Raw genomic sequence first — 18,264 nt, 5'->3', positions numbered from 1 at the left:
CAATTAATCTTCGTACTTTTTAAATATTACAGAAGCATTGTGTCCGCCAAAACCAAATCCGTTGCTTTGCACTATATTAATATCGCGTTTTTGAGCGGTATTGAAAGTGAAATTGATCTTAGGATCAAAAGCGGGATCATCAGTAAAGTGATTAATGGTTGGAGGGATGATGCCGTTTTTCAACGCCAGTATCGATGCAATAGCTTCAACCGCACCAGCAGCACCTAAAAGGTGACCTGTCATTGATTTGGTTGAACTAATGTTAATACGGTAAATATCATCACCAAACACATCCTGTATTGCTTTTACTTCCTGCGGATCACCGATTGGGGTTGATGTGCCGTGAACGTTCACATAATCAATATCGGCAGGTGTTAAATTTGCATCTTCAAGGGCCGCGCGCATTACAAATGCAGCACCTAAACCATCAGGGTGAGGGGCTGTCATGTGGTAAGCATCGGCGCTCATGCCGCCACCCACCATTTCGGCGTATATTTTAGCGCCGCGGGCTTTAGCATGTTCAAGTTCTTCTAAAATGATAGTACCAGCACCTTCGCCAGCAACAAAACCATCCCTGTCCAGATCAAACGGACGCGATGCCGTTGCCGGATCATCGTTGCGGGTTGATAAAGCGTGCATAGCGTTAAAACCACCAATACCGGCTTCGTTGATGATAGCTTCAGAACCACCACTAATGAACATATTAGCTTTACCCAAACGGATATAGTTAAATGAATCAATCAATGAGTTATTTGATGAAGCACATGCCGAAACGGTAGTGAAGTTAGGGCCACGCAAACCATATTTAATAGAAATATGGCCGGGGGCTATGTCGGCAATCATTTTAGGGATAAAGAAGGGGTTAAAACGTGGAGAACCATCGCCTTTTGCGAAAGCCATCACCTCATCGAGGAAGGTTTTTAAACCGCCTATGCCCGAACCCCAGATAACGCCGATACGGCTGGTATCCAGTTTCGAAAAATCTAACCCGGCATCCTTTACGGCTTCCTCGGTTGAGAATAGCGCATATTGAACAAACGGATCCAATTTACGGGCGTCTTTACGTCCCAAAAAACCATCCGCGTCAAAGCCTTTCACTTCACACGCGAACTTAGTTTTGAACTTTTCGGTATCAAAACTTTTAATCAAGGCAGCGCCACTTACTCCATTGATCAGGCCGTTCCAGTAATCTGCAACGGAATTACCAATAGGAGTAAGTGCTCCAAGCCCGGTTACTACAACTCTTTTAAACTCCATTTAATCCAGTTAGGGAGTTCTTATTTAACGTTTTTTTCAAGGTAAGCAACAGCCTGGCCTACAGTACCAATAGTTTCAGCCTGATCGTCAGGAATAGCCACGTTAAATTCTTTTTCAAACTCCATGATTAATTCCACGGTGTCTAACGAGTCGGCACCAAGATCATTGGTGAAACTCGCTTCTGGTGTAACTTCACTTTCGTCAACACCCAGTTTTTCTACGATAATAGCTTTTACTCTTGAAGCGATATCAGACATAGTCTTTATAGTTTAATGATTAATAAAAATTCAGTGCAAAGAAAAATAAATTCTGCCAATAAACAAATCTAAAAACTTTTACAATATAAATCTCTAAACAAAATTTTATTGAAACGGTTTGTATTAGTAATTTTGACGGCGTAAAAGTAATGATTTTGAACAGGAAATTTTTAAAGTTTGAGATCGATTTTGATTTTGTGCTCATCGCGGTAACTACTTCACTTAAAGATTACCGTATTTGCTACCTTATCAACAAATACTTAAATTTTGATTTTGTTAAAGTTGATGACCTGGAAGTTGATATTTACCAGGGCAGCGAGCCTGTTTTATTCTCTTTATACCGCTACAGCTGGGAAACCACCGAAACAGATTTCTACTTTATAGGCAACAAAGGCTCAGACGGTTACCTGGTGCCCGAAATAAAAAGCGCCGACTACTTTTTAATGATCCGCAATTATATAGATGATAATGAGTTAGATACGATTGTATCAACCCTCAATAAGATCCCTGAAGTGGTTGCTGCTGTAAAGATTGACCCAAAAAAAATAAAATCACGGGAAAATCTGTTATTTTAGCGCCGAATTTAAAATACACGTTGATTTTACACTCATAAATACCCTCCAGTTTTTAACCCGAATAATATGGAACTATACTATAATCGTACAAAAATTGTTGCCACCATGGGGCCGGCATCAGCTAAAAAGGATGTTTTATTAGCGATGATCAAGGCCGGTGTTAACATTTGCCGTCTTAATTTTTCGCACGGTAAACCCCAAGATCATAAAGTAGTGATCGATCTTATCCGCGAAATTAACGAGCAATACAAAACCAACGTGGGCATCCTTGCCGATTTGCAAGGCCCAAAAATCCGTATCGGCCTTGTAAAAGACGGCGGCATTCACCTGGTAAACGGAACTCAAATCAAAATCACTACACATGAGTGTATTGGTAACGATGAGCAGATCTACATCACTTACCCAACCTTCCCTCAGGATGTACAGGCAAACGAAATCATTTTGCTTGATGATGGTAAGCTTCAATTAAAAGTTATTGAAACCAACCGTGCCGATACAGTTATCTGCGAGGTTGTACATGGTGGTATCTTAACATCACGTAAAGGTGTTAACCTGCCAAATACTAAAGTATCTATCCCAAGCTTAACCGAAGAGGATTTGATCAATCTTGAATTTGCCCTTCAACAGGATGTTGAATGGATAGGTTTATCATTTGTACGTACCGGCGAAGATATCATCGACCTTAAACGTATCATTGCCCGCCATGGCTCGGCAGCTAAAGTTATTGCCAAAGTTGAAAAACCAGAGGCTATTGAAAATATTGATGCCATTGTTGCCGCAACAGATGGTGTGATGGTTGCCCGTGGTGACCTGGGTGTTGAAATGCCACTTGAAGAAGTGCCATTGCTGCAAAAAATGATTGCCCGTAAATGTCGCGCTGCTTCAAAACCGGTAATTGTTGCTACCCAGATGCTGGAGTCAATGATCACTACCCCACGCCCAACCCGTGCGGAGGTGAATGACGTTGCCAACTCAGTACTTGATGGTGCCGACGCGGTGATGCTAAGCGGTGAAACATCTGTTGGTGAGTTCCCGGTTATTGTTATCGAAACTATGGCTAAAATTGTTCGTAACGTTGAAGAGCTTGGTTATCCGTTCAACGCGCCTAAAGAGGCTATCGTTAAAGATCCGGCATCTCCAAACTTCCTGAGCAATGCCCTTTGCGAATCGGCAGTACACATTGCTGAGCAAAGCAACGCGGCAGGTATCGTATCAATGACCACCACCGGCTACACTGCCTTCGAAATTTCGAGCCACAGGCCAAAAGCCAGCACTTATATCTTTACATCAAATAAACAGCTGTTAAACGCGCTTAGCCTTGTTTGGGGTGTAAGATCATTCTATTACGATCAGTTAGAAAGTACCGACCAAACTATTGCCGATGTTAACAACCTGCTAAAAGCCGAAGGTTTAATTAAAACCGGTGATGTAGTTGTTAATACTGCCGCTACGCCCATCACCAAAAAAGGCAAAACCAATACACTTAAATTAAGTGTTATTGAATAAGGTTTAATAAAGATCTTACTTTTAATGAAGAAGGCTCGCCGGGTAACTGGCGGGCTTTTTTGTTGGGGTATATTTTAGTTAATAACCAATAAAAACAACAAAGCCGGCCGCAAGGTAAGCGGGCCGGCAATGCACAATAAAAATCGGCTTGAGATAGGTTTAGGTTGAGGGGTTAGCCGATCTTATTGTTATCCTAATTAAAAAAAACATTGACTTTGTTAGTTATTGACACGTTTATAAAAACGATTTTGACATTTGGCGCAGTAATAGCGTTTTAAAGATAACCATGGCAAAAAGGTTTTCACAAAACCTCCTCGCTTTATCCTATCGCAAAATTTATTATTGCATTTGGGGCAGGCAGCTTCATCAGTTTTCCCTATAGTTGGGACACTATTGCTACGGCTGGATCGCTCCGTGGGTTTGTCGTCGTTATAAATAATGGTCATTTTCAGGGGGATTGTATGCTACAAAACTGCCTGAAAATAAATTAACAAAACTGCCATTTAGCTTAACATAACCGCCATTTAACCTAACAAAGCAGCCATTTTAGCCTAAAAAGAAAAAAATCAGATCGCTGAAGTAAGCGGGCTTAAGTTTTAAAGCAAGTCGTTTACGTCCCTGCCATACTGCTCTTTAAACAGTTTACTGAAGTACGATGGGGTATCAAAACCCGCCGCGTAGGATACCTCGGCAATGGTGCGGTACTTGCCGCTCTCGATAGCCTCGCGGGCAATTTGCAGGCGGATGGCACGGATATACTTATTGGGGGTAAGGCCGGTAATAGTTTTAATACGGCGAAATAGCTGGCGCTCGCTAATGTTTAATTCATAACCCAAACCGGCAAGATTAAGATCGGTTTTACCGGTGTGTTTACGTACTACGGCCTCTAACTCCGAAAGCCAGGCCATATCGGCCGGTGAAGGATTGATCTCCGGTTCCGGAGTTTCAGTTATTTCCACATCAATGGTATTCACCTCCTCTTCTTCAGCCTTATCAATTTTAGCACGACCAAGCGCGTTGCCTATCAGGTTTGCCACACGGGCAAGCAACTCAGTGCTTAAAAACGGCTTAGTGAGGTAATCGTCAACACCGGTATGCAGGGCTTTTAGCTTATGCCGCTGGTCTGCAAGGGCGGTAAGCATAATCACCGGGATGTTACAGTAAACCTGGCTTTGCTTTAAAATTTCGAGCAAGGTAAAGCCATCCATCTCGGGCATCATCACATCCGATACAACCAGGCTGGGGAGTGCCTGTAATTCATTGAATTTTTTTAACGCCTCCCGGCCATTATTGGCTATAACTATATTATAATGAGGTTTCAGTATCCCGGCAATATAGACAGCCATTTCATGATGATCTTCTACCAGCATTACCAATGGCGCGTTCTCATTTAATGGAATATCAATAATTGAAGGTGCTGGTACTTGCCAGGTATCCATGTTTTCGGCTTCCTGTGCCTGAGCAATAATAAGTGGAATACTTATTTTAAATATAGCGCCCTTCCCCCAATTGTTATCAACTATAATATGGCCACCCATCAGTTCGGTAAATTCACGGGCCAGGGCCAGACCTATACCTGTTCCGCCTTCAAGTGGTGTTTCTTCGGCTTTGCCCTGGTAGTAACGATCAAAAATATTGGGCATATCATCCGGGTGGATGCCTTTGCCGGTGTTGGCTACGCTAAGCTCAATCAAATTTGCTTTGGCAATGGCGGTAACCGTAATAATACCGGCGTAAGGGGTAAATTTTAGCGCGTTACCTATCAGGTTGTTAACTATCTTCTCAAACTTTTCCTGATCAAGCGATGCGAAAAGTGTAGGCTCTATCGAATTTAGTAAACGGTAATTGATCTCCTTATACTCTGCCGCCGAGGCAAATGCCTGGTAAAGTGTTTTGATAAACGACGAAAGAGCAACTGGCTTTAGCCTAAGCGCGATATTTCCCGATTCAAGCTTGCCCAGATCAAGCAGTTCGTTAACGATATTCAAAAGCTTTTTACTATTTCGCGATATGTTAAGCAACATATTGCGTTGTTCACCATCTTGGTTGTTAATGGCTAATAACTGATCGGCAGGCCCCATGATCAACGTTAAAGGCGTACGCAACTCATGACTAATGTTGGCAAAAAAGCGCGATTTCAGCGCATCCAGTTTTTCAAGCTGAAAATGCTGTTCGGCCAATAGCTGGGCCTCCCGCCGCTTTTTTATTGTAAACCAACGGTAAGCAACAATTGATGCAATTATTATGATAACTGCCAACGCTATCAAAAAATCGCGCTGCACTTCAACCAGCTTGGTTTGGTTATCTGCTATTAGCACACGTTTATCAGCACGGTACTTTTTATCCAGCTCATCGGCATCGCGTACTTTATCGAGGGCGTTAATGCTGTCGTTAAGTCGGCGGTATAAGTTGTTATACTTGAGGGCATTTTTATAATCACCCAAACCTTCGTAAGCATCGGTTAAATGGTTGTAGATGTTTTTTTGTATGGTGATATTGCTTTGCGCTTCGGGCTGGATAGCAACAGCCTGTTCACCATATTGAATAGCCTTTTTAAATTGATTATGATCAACATACATGGTCATCAACTCGTTAAGGTTATGTTTTTCGAGGGTTTTGAAATCGCCTTTGCGGGCTATTACTAACGATTGGTTCAGGATATCTTCGGCTTTAGCATCCTGGTCGGTCATGATATACAAACGTCCAAGGTTGCCCTGGTAACGGGCTACGCTGTAATCCGACAAATAATGCCTGTATTTTTGATCCAATACCTGCTCCATCAGTTCCGTAGCCCTTTTAAGATTAACCGGGGTAGACATGCTCCTTTCCGAAAGGATGTTTGATACATTGCTCAGTGCGAAAACATAAGCCGCGGTATCTTTCAAGGCATCGGCATCTTTAGCTGCCTGCTCGGCATAAGGCAAGGCTTGTTTAGGATTATCAATAGAACGATAGATATCGGCAATACATGCCCGGCAGTCAATACTTAAACCTTTCCATCCGCGGCTATCGCATTCCTTCAATATTTTAAAGGCGATGTTTAGCGCTTCTACAGTTTTGGCTTCACGGCTTAGCATGTAAGCCACCATAATGGGCGATTTTTCGTAGGTAAGCGAATCGACCGGGGTAGCCAATTTGGTAGCCTCACGACCAAATGTTAAAGCATCATGCTCGTTTCCTATCCCGTAGGCCTGGTATGATTGAGCCAGCAATACCCTTGCTTCAAAGGCGACATCGTTATTTTTCCGTGCCGAATCAATCAGTTTTTTGGCAAGCATAGCCGCCGAATCCTGGCTTTTCATCCCCCTTAGCTTTTTAAGCACAGGTTCTTTTACTGTTTTATTTGTTTTTTGCGCAAGGGCCGTAAAAAGGCAGCATATAAAAACACAGCACAAAATGATCCTTTTTAAAGGATAAGCGGGGGATAAAATAATAGGGGTCATTACTGTTGCCCAAATTACGATTTTGCGGATGCATAGAATTACTTAATTTGAAATAATTTTCCTATTAAATAATTCAGACATAACAACATACGGTTAATGAGAAAAATTAATGTTTTAATGCCGTCAAAAACAGAGGGGTTTTAAAGCAATAATTAAACAGCGCGTTTTTCCCGTTTATAAGATCCCTTTTAATCAGCATACCCTTGTACAGCTATAATTGATTACTTTAGCGTTTGCATCGATATAAAAATTGATAATGAAACACTACGGACTAATAGGCTTTCCGCTTTCGCACTCATTTTCGAAAAAATTTTTTACCGAAAAATTTGAGACCGAGGGTATTACCGATTGCCGCTATGATCTTTACCCGATTGAGCATATTAAAGACCTTCAAGACCTGCTCGACAAGCACCCCGATATTAAAGGCCTCAATGTTACCATCCCACATAAAATAAATGTACTCCAGTATTTGGATTGGATAGAGCATGATGCCCGCACCGCCGGTGCCGTTAACTGTATCCGGGTAACTGCCGAAAGTCCTATTGAAGCGGCTTTTTCGGGCGAGATAGGCGTAAAAGATCATGATTTTAGGCTGGAAGGTTACAATACCGATATTTATGGTTTTGAACAATCATTAAAACCACTCATTGGCGATGCTACCGACGATGCCCTGGTACTGGGCGATGGCGGCGCCGCAAAAGCTGTAAAATGCGTGCTGGAAAATTTAGGTATCAGTTATAAAGTAGTAACCCGTAAACCTACGCACCATGCCGATAACATCTTGTTTAAAGATCTGCAGCCGCATCATATTATGCAGCATAAGCTTATCATCAACACTACCCCATTAGGTACGCACCCTAACGTTGATGAATGCCCGCCTATACCTTACGATTATATTGGCGAAAACCATGTATTGTACGATCTGATCTACAACCCGGAAGAAACCCTCTTTTTAAAAGAAGGCCGCAACCGTGGTGCAATTACCAAAAATGGTTACGAAATGCTGGTGTTACAGGCCGAAAAATCATGGGAGATCTGGAACTCAAAAGAGAAGCATCCATGAAGTATATAGCATTATTAGTAACCGCATTATTGTTATTTGCTGCCTGCGGCGGAGGCAATCATGATTACGCGCCCAAGCCACGAGGCTTTTACCGTATTGAGTTCCCCAAAAAAGAATACCAGGAATATACCGCCGGTTGCCCTTATACTTTTACTTACCCTAAGTACGCCGTTATTGAACCGGATAAAAAAGCAGGCGCAAAACCCTGCTGGGTAAATATGCAATTTCCGCAGTTTAAGGCTACGCTGCACTTAAGTTATCAGCCCGTTACTTCAAAAAAGGAGTTTAATGAACTTGTAGAGGATGCCCGTACTTTTGCTTTTAAGCATACGGTAAAGGCTACATCAATTGATGAAGGCGTTATTCATTATGCCGATAAAAAGGTTTACGGTATATATTATACCATTGATGGTAATGCCGCTTCGTCGGCCCAGTTTTTCCTTACCGATAGTACCCGCAATTATATCCGTGGCGCGCTGTATTTTAACAGTGAACCACGTCTTGATTCTATCCAGCCGGTACTTAATTTTATTAAGCAGGATGTGGCGGTGATGATCAAGAGCTTTAAATGGCGATAAGATAATTTAAGCCAATAAAAACAGCTCTCCCTATCCATTGTTAGTTATATAGGTGCATTGCTAAAAGCCTGCGCCTACGATAACCATGAAACTCATCAAACTAAATAAAATAGGCAGCGACCTTAGGTTGCATACCGAAAATCTTGCCCATATAGGGTTCAGGAAAGTATTTGATAATATCGATCAGCTTAAAATAAAAAATGGAGTTGATAAGCTTGGCATTGATGGTTTTATTAACCAATGCGCGTGCTTAGCAGCCGGTTCGGGAGCTATGGCGGGGAGTGGTGGCATGTTTACCCTTGTTGCTGGTATCCCTTTTGATTTTATCAACCTGATCACCCAGCAATTCCGCGCTATTATGGGCATTATGTACTATTACCGTGGCACCTACGAAAACGGCTTTGAAGATTTCATGAGCCTTGTTGCCACCTCGGTAAGAGTTGAGGCTGGAGTGGCCATTACCAAAAGCATGATGGAAGGCATTGCCGAAAGGTTATTGATGATATTAGGCACCCGCACTGCCGAACGCCTGGTACCTGTAGTAGGCGCCGTTATTGGAGGCACAGCCAATTACCTGTTCATTAAACGCATGGCAGCAAGGGTAAAAGAGATGCAAAAAGAGTTTGTGATGATAGCGATTGAATAGCCCTTAGCAGGATAAGCTTGTGGATTATTGTACACAAATGTTTCAAAAAGAAAAATGTCATTTCGATAGAGCGGAGGTGCGAAAGAGCGTTGGGGCGAAAGAGAAATCCTGTACGCCACGCAAGGCCGTAATACAAAGTTGAGAAGCAGGGCGTACAAGATTTCTCCTCACTCACCCCGCGAATCCCTCCGCAGTTCGTCGAAATGACATTTTTTTGATTACTGTTACTCTACATCCCCGCAAGCATCCCCAAATCAAACTTAGGCTTCATGGCATAGCGCAACTGAATTAACCCGCTCGAAAACGGCTCGCTACCCAGCAGTATAAGGTTTACCCTTTCTTTAATATCGGTAAAAAGCTGTCGCCCGGCACCCAAAATAATGGGATGAACGGAGAGCAAAAGCTCTGAGATAAGATCATGTTCGATAAATGCAGAAACGAGGCTGGCACCACCGAATAACCAGATATTTTTTCCTTCCTGTTGCTTTATTAGTTCAACACGTTCTTTAAAATTAGCCAAGCGGATAATTTCAACATTATCACCTTGCGGCTCATTCAAAGTATCCGAAAATACATAGAGCTTTATCCCGGCAAACATGTTAGGATCGGTATTCATGATCAGCTCGTAGCTTTTCCGGCCGACAAATATGGCATCGCTGGCGTTGAAAAATTCGGTGAGGCCATAATCCTGGTCATTAAAGCACCAATCGTATTCGCCGTTGGGGCCTTCAATAAAGCCATCAAGGCTTACCGCAAGGTTTAATATTATTTTACGCATGGGTTAATCCTCAGGTTGGTCTTTGTGCGTTTCCTGCCATTGTTTACTGAAGGATTTATCTGCCACTTTCGGCATCTCCCGCAAATGTCCCCAGGTGCGTTTGAAGAAAGTTTTGAGCAGGAAGTTTTTCATGCCTCCGCCAAAAAAATCGGCCATGCTGCGTTTCAGCATTCCTTTTTTCCAGATATTCCAGCCCCAGCGTTCTTTGCTGGTCACCAGGTTTTCTTTAACCGCATCGCGACGGTTAAGGAGCAGCATTTTGTGGATATCGATCTTAACCGGGCAAACCTCGGTACATTTACCGCATAGGCTTGAGGCATAGCTGAGGTGTTTAAAATCCTCCATACCCTGGGTATGCGGTGTAATGATCGAACCTATCGGCCCGCTGTAGGTAGTGGCATAAGTATGCCCGCCGATGTTTTTATAGATAGGACAACCATTAAGACAAGCCCCACAGCGGATGCAGTATAAACCCTGACGCTGATCTTTTTGAGCAAGCAGGTTGGTACGGCCGTTATCCAGCAACACCACATACATTTCTTCCGGGCCATCGGTTTCATTTGGCCTTCGCGGGCCGCTTAGTATCGTATTATAAACGGTAAGATTTTGGCCGGTACCATGGGTAGAGAGCATTGGCCAAAACAGATCCAGATCGGCAATTGATGGGATGATCTTCTCAATACCAACTATGGCGATATGTATTTTAGGAAAGGTAGTACACAATCGTGCGTTGCCTTCGTTTTCGCTGATGGCGATACTACCTGTATCGGCCAGCAAAAAGTTAGCGCCTGTAATACCTACATCCGCCTGTACGTATTTTTCACGCAACAACTCACGGGCTTTTTGGGTTACCTGCTCGGGCGTGGCGTCTATAGGTGTACCAAATTTTTCGTGGAAAAGTTTGGCAATATCCTCTTTGCTGAGGTGCATAGCCGGGGTAACAATGTGATATGGCTTTTGGCCAAGCAACTGCACTATATACTCGCCCAGATCGGTTTCGAGCGATTCGATGTTGTTACTTTCCAGAAACTCATTTAAATGAACCTCTTCGGTAACCATCGATTTGGATTTTACCACAGTTTTGGCACCGGCTTTTTGGATGATGTTCAGGATCTCCTTTTGTGCTTCCTGCACATCGTTTGCCCAGATCACTTTGCCGCCCCGCTTTTGAAAATTGGCTTCAAACTCGGGCAGGAATTTATCCAGGTTTTCCATCACCTTCCACTTCAGCACATGCCCCTTCTTTTTGGCATTGTCCAAATTAATAACCCGCGACAAGCCACGGGCCACGGCCGTATTATAACGGTCGATATTAAAGTTGATAATGCGGCGGTGATCGGCATCAAAGGCTTTTTCCTCTGATTTTACCAGGAATTCTTCCGAGGTTGCTCCCATATATGCGAAAATAGGGTTTTGTTTTTTAAAAGTGAGCGGTTGATTGAGTTGATTAGGTGAGTGGTTGCATCTTTTTTATAACTACCGCTTTAACTGCCGCGGGTTTAGCGTAGCGTAACTCTCACTGCCGCGGGTTTCGCGCAGCGTAACCCGTGGTGTAAAATAGTTCGGGTCTCTGACCCGAGTGGAACTTAAGTTATAAACTTAAGTAACGGCTAACCACAGGTTACGCTGCGCTAAACCTGCGGTAGCTATCAGCTATCTTTTTAAACAACAAAAGGCGCACATTGTGCACCTTTTGTTGTTTAATTTTTGAGCGGGGCAACCATTTACCAAATCAACCCAATCAACCACTCACTAACAATTATTCTTTACCTGCATTTCCGTCAACAACCGGGCGTTTATCGCGGTTAGCTAATTCCCAACCTGTATAAAATACCAGTTGAGCGCGTTTAGCTAATAACGGGAAGTTAATTTTACTTACTTCATCACCTGGTTGATGGTAATCGGCATGTACACCGTTAAAGTAGAAGATGATCGGTACGCCGTGTTTAGCGAAATTGTAGTGATCGCTACGGTAGTAAAAACGGTTAGGATCGTTAGGATCATCGTACTTATAATCCAATTTCAGCTTGGTGTAAGTATTGTTGGCATCTTCACCTATCTGGTGCAACTCTTTGCTCAGCATGGCCGAACCGATAGGATATACATAGTTAGCCGAATCTGGCTTGCCAATGTACTCCTCACCTACACGACCGATCATATCAATGTTCAAATCAGTAATGGTATTAGCTAACGGGAATACCGGGTGCTCTGAATAATATTCAGAACCTAACAAACCTTTTTCCTCGCCAACGTTACCTAAAAACAGGATGCTGCGGCGTGGGCCGTGACCATCTTTTTTAGCCTTAGAGAAAGCGCGGGCAATTTCAAGGATCCCGGTAGTCCCAGAACCATCATCATCGGCACCGTTGTTTACTTTATCTTTTGCTTTTTCGTCCTGCACCAAACCAATGTGGTCATAGTGGGCCGAGATCACCAATACCTCGTCTTTCAGATCAGTACCTGGCATGTAGCCTAATACATCAACTGCTTTTACATCTTTTTTAACGCTGACGTAGTTAATAACCACGTTATCCTTTATGGCAGCAGCGGGAACAACCGCGCCAGCCGAAGCAGATTTCAAATCGGCATAGGTTTTACCGGTTGGTTTTACCAACTCATCGGCAATAGCAGTTGTAATATTAATTACCGGGGCATTGGTATTTACCGGCTTGCTGCTTTCTTCTTTAATGGTTAAACGCGGCGTAGTGATGCTTTTACCAAAACGGCCAAGCACAGTAGCAATACCCGGGTTAGCAGCCAATATGATGGCTGGATTTTTAGCTTGTAGTGCCTTAACAATTTTATTGCGGGCAGTGCTCATGCGGTAGCCGGTGTTCGGCGTGGTACCGGCAACAGGCTTATCTTCATTAATCCAAAGTACAATTTTGCCGGTAAGATCGGTAGTGCCAACTTCTTCCTCGGTTCCGTAGCCTACAAATACGATATCATTTACAGACGTATTTTTATCCGGGAAAGCTCCGCCGAAATAAAAATCACTACCAAACCCAAATGCTTTTCCGTTAACAGTAAAGGCAGAAACGTTTAAACCGTTTTCGGTAAGTGGAACATCAAAAAAGTATGATCCTTTAACAGGGCCTTGCAAGCCTAATTTTTTAAACTCTCCGGCTATGTAGTTAGCGGCCTTTTCAGCGCCGGGTTTGCCTGTTTCGCGTCCTTCAAAAGCGTCGGAAGCCAAGATGCTCAGGTGTTTTTTGGCATCCTCGGCAGTGATTAGTCCGGCGTATTTTACGGCCGTTGGGTTTTGCTGCGCACAAGCCGTAGTGGCCGATGCCAGCGCGAGGATCCATAATGGTAATTTATTCATTCTGTCAGTCAATAATTTTATTATAAGAGATATTAGGTTAAAGCTGAAAGGGTAAAGGTAAAAGGCAGCTACATTAATCGGAACGAAAACTACCTTTTACCTTTCGCCTTTATCCTTTCACCTAACTACAAGCAATTTTACCAACCCTGGTAGCGTGCCTGCCGCCTTCAAATTCGGTATTTAAAAATGTAGTTACTATGGCCTTTGCTTCTTCGGGGGTAACAAAGCGGGCCGGGATGCAAACTATGTTGGCATTGTTATGGCTGCGGGCCAGTACCGCGATCTCTTCTTTCCAGCAAATAGCAGCGCGGATACCCTGGTGTTTATTAGCTGTAATAGCTACGCCGTTGGCAGCACCGCAAATCAAGATCCCTAATTCGCATTCGCCGCTTTCAACAGCGTTGGCAACCGGGTGGGCGAAGTCAGGATAATCAACCGAATCGGCAGAATAAGTACCGAAGTCTTTTACCTCGGCATCTGATAATGCTTCTGTTAAAATTTGTTTGTAATCAACGCCCGCGTGATCCGAGCCTATGGCAATTTTTAATCCTTGCTTCATTTTTCAAAAGTATAACGTTTTACTACTTTTTAAAGGTAAATAAATTGTTATAAATGCCGAAAAAAGGCCATTATATGCTTATAAAATATGCAAATATCACCTTTGTAAAAGTGTCTTAAATTGCGGGGATAATAAAAGTAAAGATTAAGAGTTCGCTAATTCCTGCTCTTTTTTGATCTTGCGTTTTTCAACAAGGCCAGCTACTACTATACTTACTTCGTATAACACAAACAGCGGGATACTTACAACAGTCATTGTAAGCATATCCGGTGTAGGAGTAACCACAGCGGCAATGATCAGGATAACAACAATCGCATAACGACGGGTTTCTTTCATGAACTTAGGTGTCATGATACCCAGGTTCGCCAATATGTAAACCAAAATTGGCAACTGGAAAACCACACCGGTAGCAAGGGTAAGTGTGGCTACAGATGATATGTACGAATCAATATCGAACAAGTTCTGAATAGCCGTACTAACTGTATAGCTCGATAAGAAGTTGATTGACATTGGGGTGATCACGAAGTAACCAAACGTGATACCTAAAAAGAATAGGATACAGGCATAAAATACAAAGCCGGTGGCTGCTTTACGCTCAGCATCGTGTAAAGCTGGTTTAATAAAACGCCATATCTCCCAGATCAGATATGGGACACCAAGTGTAATGCCGATAATAAGTGAAGAGTTGATTTGCAACGTGAACTGACCGGCCATTTCGGTATTGATAAGCGTAACGTGTACATTATCAATACAAAAGCCATCACGATGAAGCGCGGCTCCCAATTTGCAAAGCATCCGGTAAGTCCAGAAGGTTGATCTGCTGGGCCCCATGATAATGGTGCTGAAGATCCAGTCGTAATAATAAAAAACAGCAGCGGTAAATACTACAATGGCTATCGAGGCGCGTATAAGGTGGCCTCTTAAAGCTTCGAGGTGGTCAAAAAAAGACATTTCTGCCTCTAACGTTTTTCCTTTTTCCTTTATCGCTTTAATTATCTTGTTCTCGCTCATTGTTATATATACCGCTGCATAAGCGTTATCGTGCTAAGTACGTTTTTTTATATGAAGATAGTTTGAATTTGATATATTATATTTCAAACGTTTCCATAAACTTGGTGGTAAAGTTACCAGCGCGGAAGTTAGGATCCTTCAATAATTTTAAATGGAATGGAATAGTGGTTTTGATACCCTCGATCACAAACTCGCTCAGGGCACGTTCCATGGTGCTTAAAGCCTCATCGCGGGTTTGGGCCACGCAAATAACTTTAGCAATCATCGAATCATAGTTTGGCGGGATAACGTAACCTGAATACACGTGGGTATCTATACGTACACCATGACCACCCGGTGAGTGGAAATTGGTGATCTTACCTGGTGAAGGACGGAAACCGTTAAACGGATCTTCGGCATTGATACGGCATTCAATGGCGTGCATTGTTGGCTCGTAGTTTTTGCCCGAGATAGGGATACCGGCAGCTACTTTAATTTGTTCTTTGATCAAATCGAAGTTGATAACCTCTTCGGTAACCGGGTGCTCTACCTGGATCCGGGTGTTCATCTCCATGAAGTAGAAGTTGCGGTCTTTATCAACCAAAAACTCTACTGTACCTGCTCCTTCGTATTTAACGGCTTTGGCACCTTTAATAGCTGCCTCACCCATTTTTTTACGAAGTTTTTCGGTCATGAAAGGTGAAGGGGCTTCTTCCACCAGTTTCTGGTGACGGCGTTGGATTGAGCAATCACGTTCAGAAAGGTGACATACTTTGCCAAACTGATCGCCTACTACCTGGATCTCGATGTGACGTGGGTCCTGAACATATTTTTCAAGATATAAGCCATCGTTACCAAAAGCAGCACCAGACTCGGCACGGGCCGAATCCCAGGCGTTCTCAAACTCTTCGTCTTTCCAAACAATACGCATACCACGGCCACCACCACCGGCAGTAGCTTTAAGTATAACCGGATAACCAATTTTGTTGGCGATAGCAATGCCCGATTTAACATCAGAAAGCAAACCTTCAGAACCGGGAACGATAGGTACACCGGCTTTTTTCATGGTATCCTTAGCCGAAGCTTTATCACCCATTTGGTTGATCTGATCGGCAGTGGCACCAATAAATTTGATACCGTATTCGGCACAGATAGCTGAAAACTTAGCGTTTTCAGATAAGAAACCGTAACCAGGATGGATAGCATCCGCGTTGGTTAATTCGGCAGCCGATATGATGTTAGGAATATTTAAGTATGAATCGCGGCTTGGCGGCGGACCGATACAAACAGCTTCATCAGCAAAACGCACATGAAGGCTATCACGATCGGCAGTTGAATATACAGCTACCGTTTTAATACCCATCTCTTTACAGGTACGGATAACACGAAGGGCGATCTCGCCACGGTTAGCTATTAGTATTTTTTTAAACATGGTTTTTCTTTAATGTGCAAATTACAGATGTGCAAATATGCAGATGAAAAAACGAATATGATAAACTCAATGAACGGGTCAAATTATAAATGTGCAGATGAATTTATTTATCATCTGCACATTTATGATCTGCACATCCGCACATCAATTAAGCTGGTTCTACTAAAAACAGTGGTTGATCGTACTCAACTGGTGAGGCGTTGTCAACAAGTACTTTTACTATACGGCCCGAAACTTCTGATTCGATCTCGTTGAATAATTTCATAGCCTCAATGATACATACCACGCTGCCTGGTTTTATCTCGTCGCCAACGTTTACAAACAGAGGCTTATCCGGACCGGCCGAACGGTAGAAAGTACCGATCATTGGTGATTTTACGGTGATGTATTTAGAAGTATCAGGAGCGGCCGGGGCTGCTGGCTCGGTTGGAGCTGGTGCAGGAGCGGCTGGCAACACAGGTGTAACCGGTTGGGTAACTGCTGGGATAGTTGCGTGTACTACCGTAGGCTGAACCTCGTTGGTTTTAATTGTGATCTTAAAATCTTTTTGCTCGATCGATACTTCGTTTACGCCCGATTTTGAAACAAAGCGAATAAGGTCCTGAATTTGTTTAATATCCATGTTGAAGGATTAATTGGTTTTGGACAGTTTTATACCTAAATTATAATCAAATGTGCAAATATGCAAATGTGCAGATGTGCAAATTATATGTTAATTAATGGATCGAATTATTAACGTGATCCGAATTATGTATTTCTCTATAAGCAGATAACATGTGCCTTTTACGGATGTTTTAATTTTTTGATATACAAAAATATGCATTTTATAATTTGCACATCCGCACATCTAAAATCTGCACATCGTTAATAAGCCCATTTCAAATATACCGAACCCCAGGTAAAGCCACCGCCAAAAGCTGCTAAAATAAGGTTATCACCTTTTTTAAACTTGCTTTCCCATTCCCACAAGCAAAGCGGGATGGTACCGTTGGTTGTATTGCCGTAACGTTCAATATTAATGATCACTTTTTCGGGACTGATGCCTGTGCGGTTTGCAGTAGCATCAATAATGCGCTTGTTGGCCTGGTGCGGTACCAGCCAGGCAATATCATCGCCTGTAAGGTGATTGCGCTCCATAACTTCGTGTGCAACATCGGCCATATTGGTTACCGCGAATTTAAACACCGCCTGACCTTCCTGGTAGGCAAAGTGTTCGCCGGCATCAACAGTAGCATGGCTTGCAGGTTTTAATGAACCACCGGCTTTAAGGTTTAAATATTGACCGCCCGCGCCATCGCTTTTCAGGATAGAGTCGATCAGGCCATTGCCTTCTTCGTTTGGTTCCAATAAAACGGCACCGCAGCCATCGCCAAAAATAATACAGGTAGCACGGTCTTTATAATTAACTATGGCCGACATTTTATCGCCGCCCACAACCAGTACCTTTTTATGCTTGCCGCTTTCAATAAACTGCGCACCCGATGTTAAGCCGTAAAGGAAGCCTGAGCAGGCCGCCTGTAAATCAAATCCCCACGCGTTTTTTGCGCCAATTTTGTTGGCTAAAACGTTGGCCGTAGCCGGGAATATCATGTCGGGGGTGGTAGTACAGAAGATGATAAGATCGATCTCATCGGCACCGATACCGCGCTTCCTTAAAAGCTCGGTAACAGCGGGGACCGCCATATCAGATGTAGCAAGGCCTTCGCCTTTTAATATGCGTCGCTCTTTGATACCGGTACGGCTGGTGATCCACTCGTCGTTTGTATCAACCAATGTTTCCAGTTCCTGGTTGGTTAACACATAGTCGGGAACGTAACCATGTACAGCGGTAATAGCGGCATGAACTTTACTCATC

At 43.2% G+C, this 18,264-nt stretch carries 16 protein-coding genes; 5 read left to right on the top strand and 11 right to left on the bottom strand.

The features are described 5' to 3' along the window. Positions 1 to 3: 3 nt before the first annotated feature. The gene (gene fabF / locus AAFN85_RS14335) at positions 4 to 1,257 is read right to left on the bottom strand and encodes a beta-ketoacyl-ACP synthase II (RefSeq protein ID WP_347528116.1); all 1,254 of its coding nucleotides are present in this window, start codon (positions 1,255 to 1,257) and stop codon (positions 4 to 6) included. A gap of 20 nt (positions 1,258 to 1,277) precedes the next feature. Continuing rightward, positions 1,278 to 1,514 carry an acyl carrier protein gene (locus AAFN85_RS14330; protein ID WP_031266521.1) on the bottom strand — a complete coding sequence of 79 codons (237 nt, stop codon included), beginning with the start codon at positions 1,512 to 1,514 and terminating at the stop codon, positions 1,278 to 1,280. Between the two features lie 155 nt (positions 1,515 to 1,669). Between AAFN85_RS14330 and AAFN85_RS14325 the strand changes: the two genes are divergently transcribed. Together AAFN85_RS14325 and pyk are read left to right on the top strand one after the other, a co-directional pair. Further along, a complete protein-coding gene (locus AAFN85_RS14325) occupies positions 1,670 to 2,089 on the top strand; it encodes an IPExxxVDY family protein (protein WP_347528113.1) in 420 nt (139 codons plus the stop codon). A gap of 66 nt (positions 2,090 to 2,155) precedes the next feature. After that, positions 2,156 to 3,595 (top strand): pyruvate kinase, encoded by a 1,440-nt coding sequence (gene pyk / locus AAFN85_RS14320; RefSeq protein WP_347528111.1) that lies wholly within the window; start codon positions 2,156 to 2,158, stop codon positions 3,593 to 3,595. Positions 3,596 to 4,191: 596 nt separating this feature from the next. Here pyk and AAFN85_RS14315 read toward each other — a convergent pair. Beyond that, entirely contained in the window at positions 4,192 to 6,897 is a 2,706-nt protein-coding gene (locus AAFN85_RS14315; RefSeq protein WP_347528109.1) for an ATP-binding protein, read from the bottom strand. A 397-nt stretch (positions 6,898 to 7,294) separates the two neighbouring features. Between AAFN85_RS14315 and AAFN85_RS14310 the strand changes: the two genes are divergently transcribed. From AAFN85_RS14310 to AAFN85_RS14300, 3 genes are all read left to right on the top strand, one after another. Further along, positions 7,295 to 8,101: a shikimate dehydrogenase gene (locus AAFN85_RS14310; RefSeq protein WP_347528108.1), complete on the top strand. Its 807-nt coding sequence runs from the start codon at positions 7,295 to 7,297 to the stop codon at positions 8,099 to 8,101. After that, on the top strand, positions 8,098 to 8,679 hold the full coding sequence (gldD, locus tag AAFN85_RS14305) for a gliding motility lipoprotein GldD (protein WP_347528107.1): 582 nt from the start codon (positions 8,098 to 8,100) through the stop codon (positions 8,677 to 8,679). Before AAFN85_RS14310 ends, gldD begins: the two co-directional genes overlap by 4 nt. An 85-nt stretch (positions 8,680 to 8,764) precedes the next feature. Next, positions 8,765 to 9,325 carry a hypothetical protein gene (locus tag AAFN85_RS14300; protein WP_347528106.1) on the top strand — a complete coding sequence of 187 codons (561 nt, stop codon included), beginning with the start codon at positions 8,765 to 8,767 and terminating at the stop codon, positions 9,323 to 9,325. Positions 9,326 to 9,554: 229 nt separating this feature from the next. Here the strand turns inward: AAFN85_RS14300 and AAFN85_RS14295 are convergent, their stop codons facing one another. The 8 genes from AAFN85_RS14295 to AAFN85_RS14260 form a co-directional block, all read right to left on the bottom strand. After that, entirely contained in the window at positions 9,555 to 10,103 is a 549-nt protein-coding gene (locus AAFN85_RS14295) for a dihydrofolate reductase family protein (protein WP_347528105.1), read from the bottom strand. Between the two features lie 3 nt (positions 10,104 to 10,106). Next, positions 10,107 to 11,498: a LutB/LldF family L-lactate oxidation iron-sulfur protein gene (locus AAFN85_RS14290; protein ID WP_347528103.1), complete on the bottom strand. Its 1,392-nt coding sequence runs from the start codon at positions 11,496 to 11,498 to the stop codon at positions 10,107 to 10,109. A 364-nt stretch (positions 11,499 to 11,862) separates the two neighbouring features. Continuing rightward, positions 11,863 to 13,428 (bottom strand): M28 family peptidase, encoded by a 1,566-nt coding sequence (locus AAFN85_RS14285; protein ID WP_347528102.1) that lies wholly within the window; start codon positions 13,426 to 13,428, stop codon positions 11,863 to 11,865. A 121-nt stretch (positions 13,429 to 13,549) separates the two neighbouring features. Then, entirely contained in the window at positions 13,550 to 13,987 is a 438-nt protein-coding gene (rpiB, locus tag AAFN85_RS14280) for a ribose 5-phosphate isomerase B (RefSeq protein ID WP_347528101.1), read from the bottom strand. 144 nt (positions 13,988 to 14,131) lie between these two features. Further along, the gene (gene tatC / locus AAFN85_RS14275; protein ID WP_347528100.1) at positions 14,132 to 14,998 is read right to left on the bottom strand and encodes a twin-arginine translocase subunit TatC; all 867 of its coding nucleotides are present in this window, start codon (positions 14,996 to 14,998) and stop codon (positions 14,132 to 14,134) included. A 76-nt stretch (positions 14,999 to 15,074) separates the two neighbouring features. Beyond that, a complete protein-coding gene (gene accC / locus AAFN85_RS14270; RefSeq protein WP_347528098.1) occupies positions 15,075 to 16,409 on the bottom strand; it encodes an acetyl-CoA carboxylase biotin carboxylase subunit in 1,335 nt (444 codons plus the stop codon). A gap of 148 nt (positions 16,410 to 16,557) precedes the next feature. Continuing rightward, positions 16,558 to 17,031, bottom strand: coding sequence for an acetyl-CoA carboxylase biotin carboxyl carrier protein (accB, locus tag AAFN85_RS14265; RefSeq protein WP_347528097.1), 474 nt, complete (start codon positions 17,029 to 17,031; stop codon positions 16,558 to 16,560). A 242-nt stretch (positions 17,032 to 17,273) separates the two neighbouring features. Next, positions 17,274 to 18,263: a beta-ketoacyl-ACP synthase III gene (locus AAFN85_RS14260; protein ID WP_347528096.1), complete on the bottom strand. Its 990-nt coding sequence runs from the start codon at positions 18,261 to 18,263 to the stop codon at positions 17,274 to 17,276. Position 18,264: the final 1 nt, after the last annotated feature.

The sequence above is a fragment of the Mucilaginibacter sp. CAU 1740 genome (assembly GCF_039839285.1).
GTDB lineage: Bacteria > Bacteroidota > Bacteroidia > Sphingobacteriales > Sphingobacteriaceae > Mucilaginibacter.
This window is presented reverse-complemented; position numbering and strand designations above follow the sequence as displayed.

Bases quoted from the DNA above. Each gene is read 5' to 3' on its own strand.
- AAFN85_RS14295 (WP_347528105.1), bottom strand. From the start codon at position 10,103: ATGCGTAAAATAATATTAAACCTTGCGGTAAGCCTTGATGGCTTTATT.
- fabF (WP_347528116.1), bottom strand. From the start codon at position 1,257: ATGGAGTTTAAAAGAGTTGTAGTAACCGGGCTTGGAGCACTTACTCCT.
- AAFN85_RS14260 (WP_347528096.1), bottom strand. From the start codon at position 18,263: ATGAGTAAAGTTCATGCCGCTATTACCGCTGTACATGGTTACGTTCCC.
- gldD (WP_347528107.1), top strand. From the start codon at position 8,098: ATGAAGTATATAGCATTATTAGTAACCGCATTATTGTTATTTGCTGCC.
- tatC (WP_347528100.1), bottom strand. From the start codon at position 14,998: ATGAGCGAGAACAAGATAATTAAAGCGATAAAGGAAAAAGGAAAAACG.
- AAFN85_RS14300 (WP_347528106.1), top strand. From the start codon at position 8,765: ATGAAACTCATCAAACTAAATAAAATAGGCAGCGACCTTAGGTTGCAT.
- accC (WP_347528098.1), bottom strand. From the start codon at position 16,409: ATGTTTAAAAAAATACTAATAGCTAACCGTGGCGAGATCGCCCTTCGT.
- AAFN85_RS14285 (WP_347528102.1), bottom strand. From the start codon at position 13,428: ATGAATAAATTACCATTATGGATCCTCGCGCTGGCATCGGCCACTACG.
- pyk (WP_347528111.1), top strand. From the start codon at position 2,156: ATGGAACTATACTATAATCGTACAAAAATTGTTGCCACCATGGGGCCG.
- accB (WP_347528097.1), bottom strand. From the start codon at position 17,031: ATGGATATTAAACAAATTCAGGACCTTATTCGCTTTGTTTCAAAATCG.
- AAFN85_RS14290 (WP_347528103.1), bottom strand. From the start codon at position 11,498: ATGGGAGCAACCTCGGAAGAATTCCTGGTAAAATCAGAGGAAAAAGCC.
- AAFN85_RS14310 (WP_347528108.1), top strand. From the start codon at position 7,295: ATGAAACACTACGGACTAATAGGCTTTCCGCTTTCGCACTCATTTTCG.
- AAFN85_RS14315 (WP_347528109.1), bottom strand. From the start codon at position 6,897: ATGAAAAGCCAGGATTCGGCGGCTATGCTTGCCAAAAAACTGATTGAT.
- rpiB (WP_347528101.1), bottom strand. From the start codon at position 13,987: ATGAAGCAAGGATTAAAAATTGCCATAGGCTCGGATCACGCGGGCGTT.
- AAFN85_RS14330 (WP_031266521.1), bottom strand. From the start codon at position 1,514: ATGTCTGATATCGCTTCAAGAGTAAAAGCTATTATCGTAGAAAAACTG.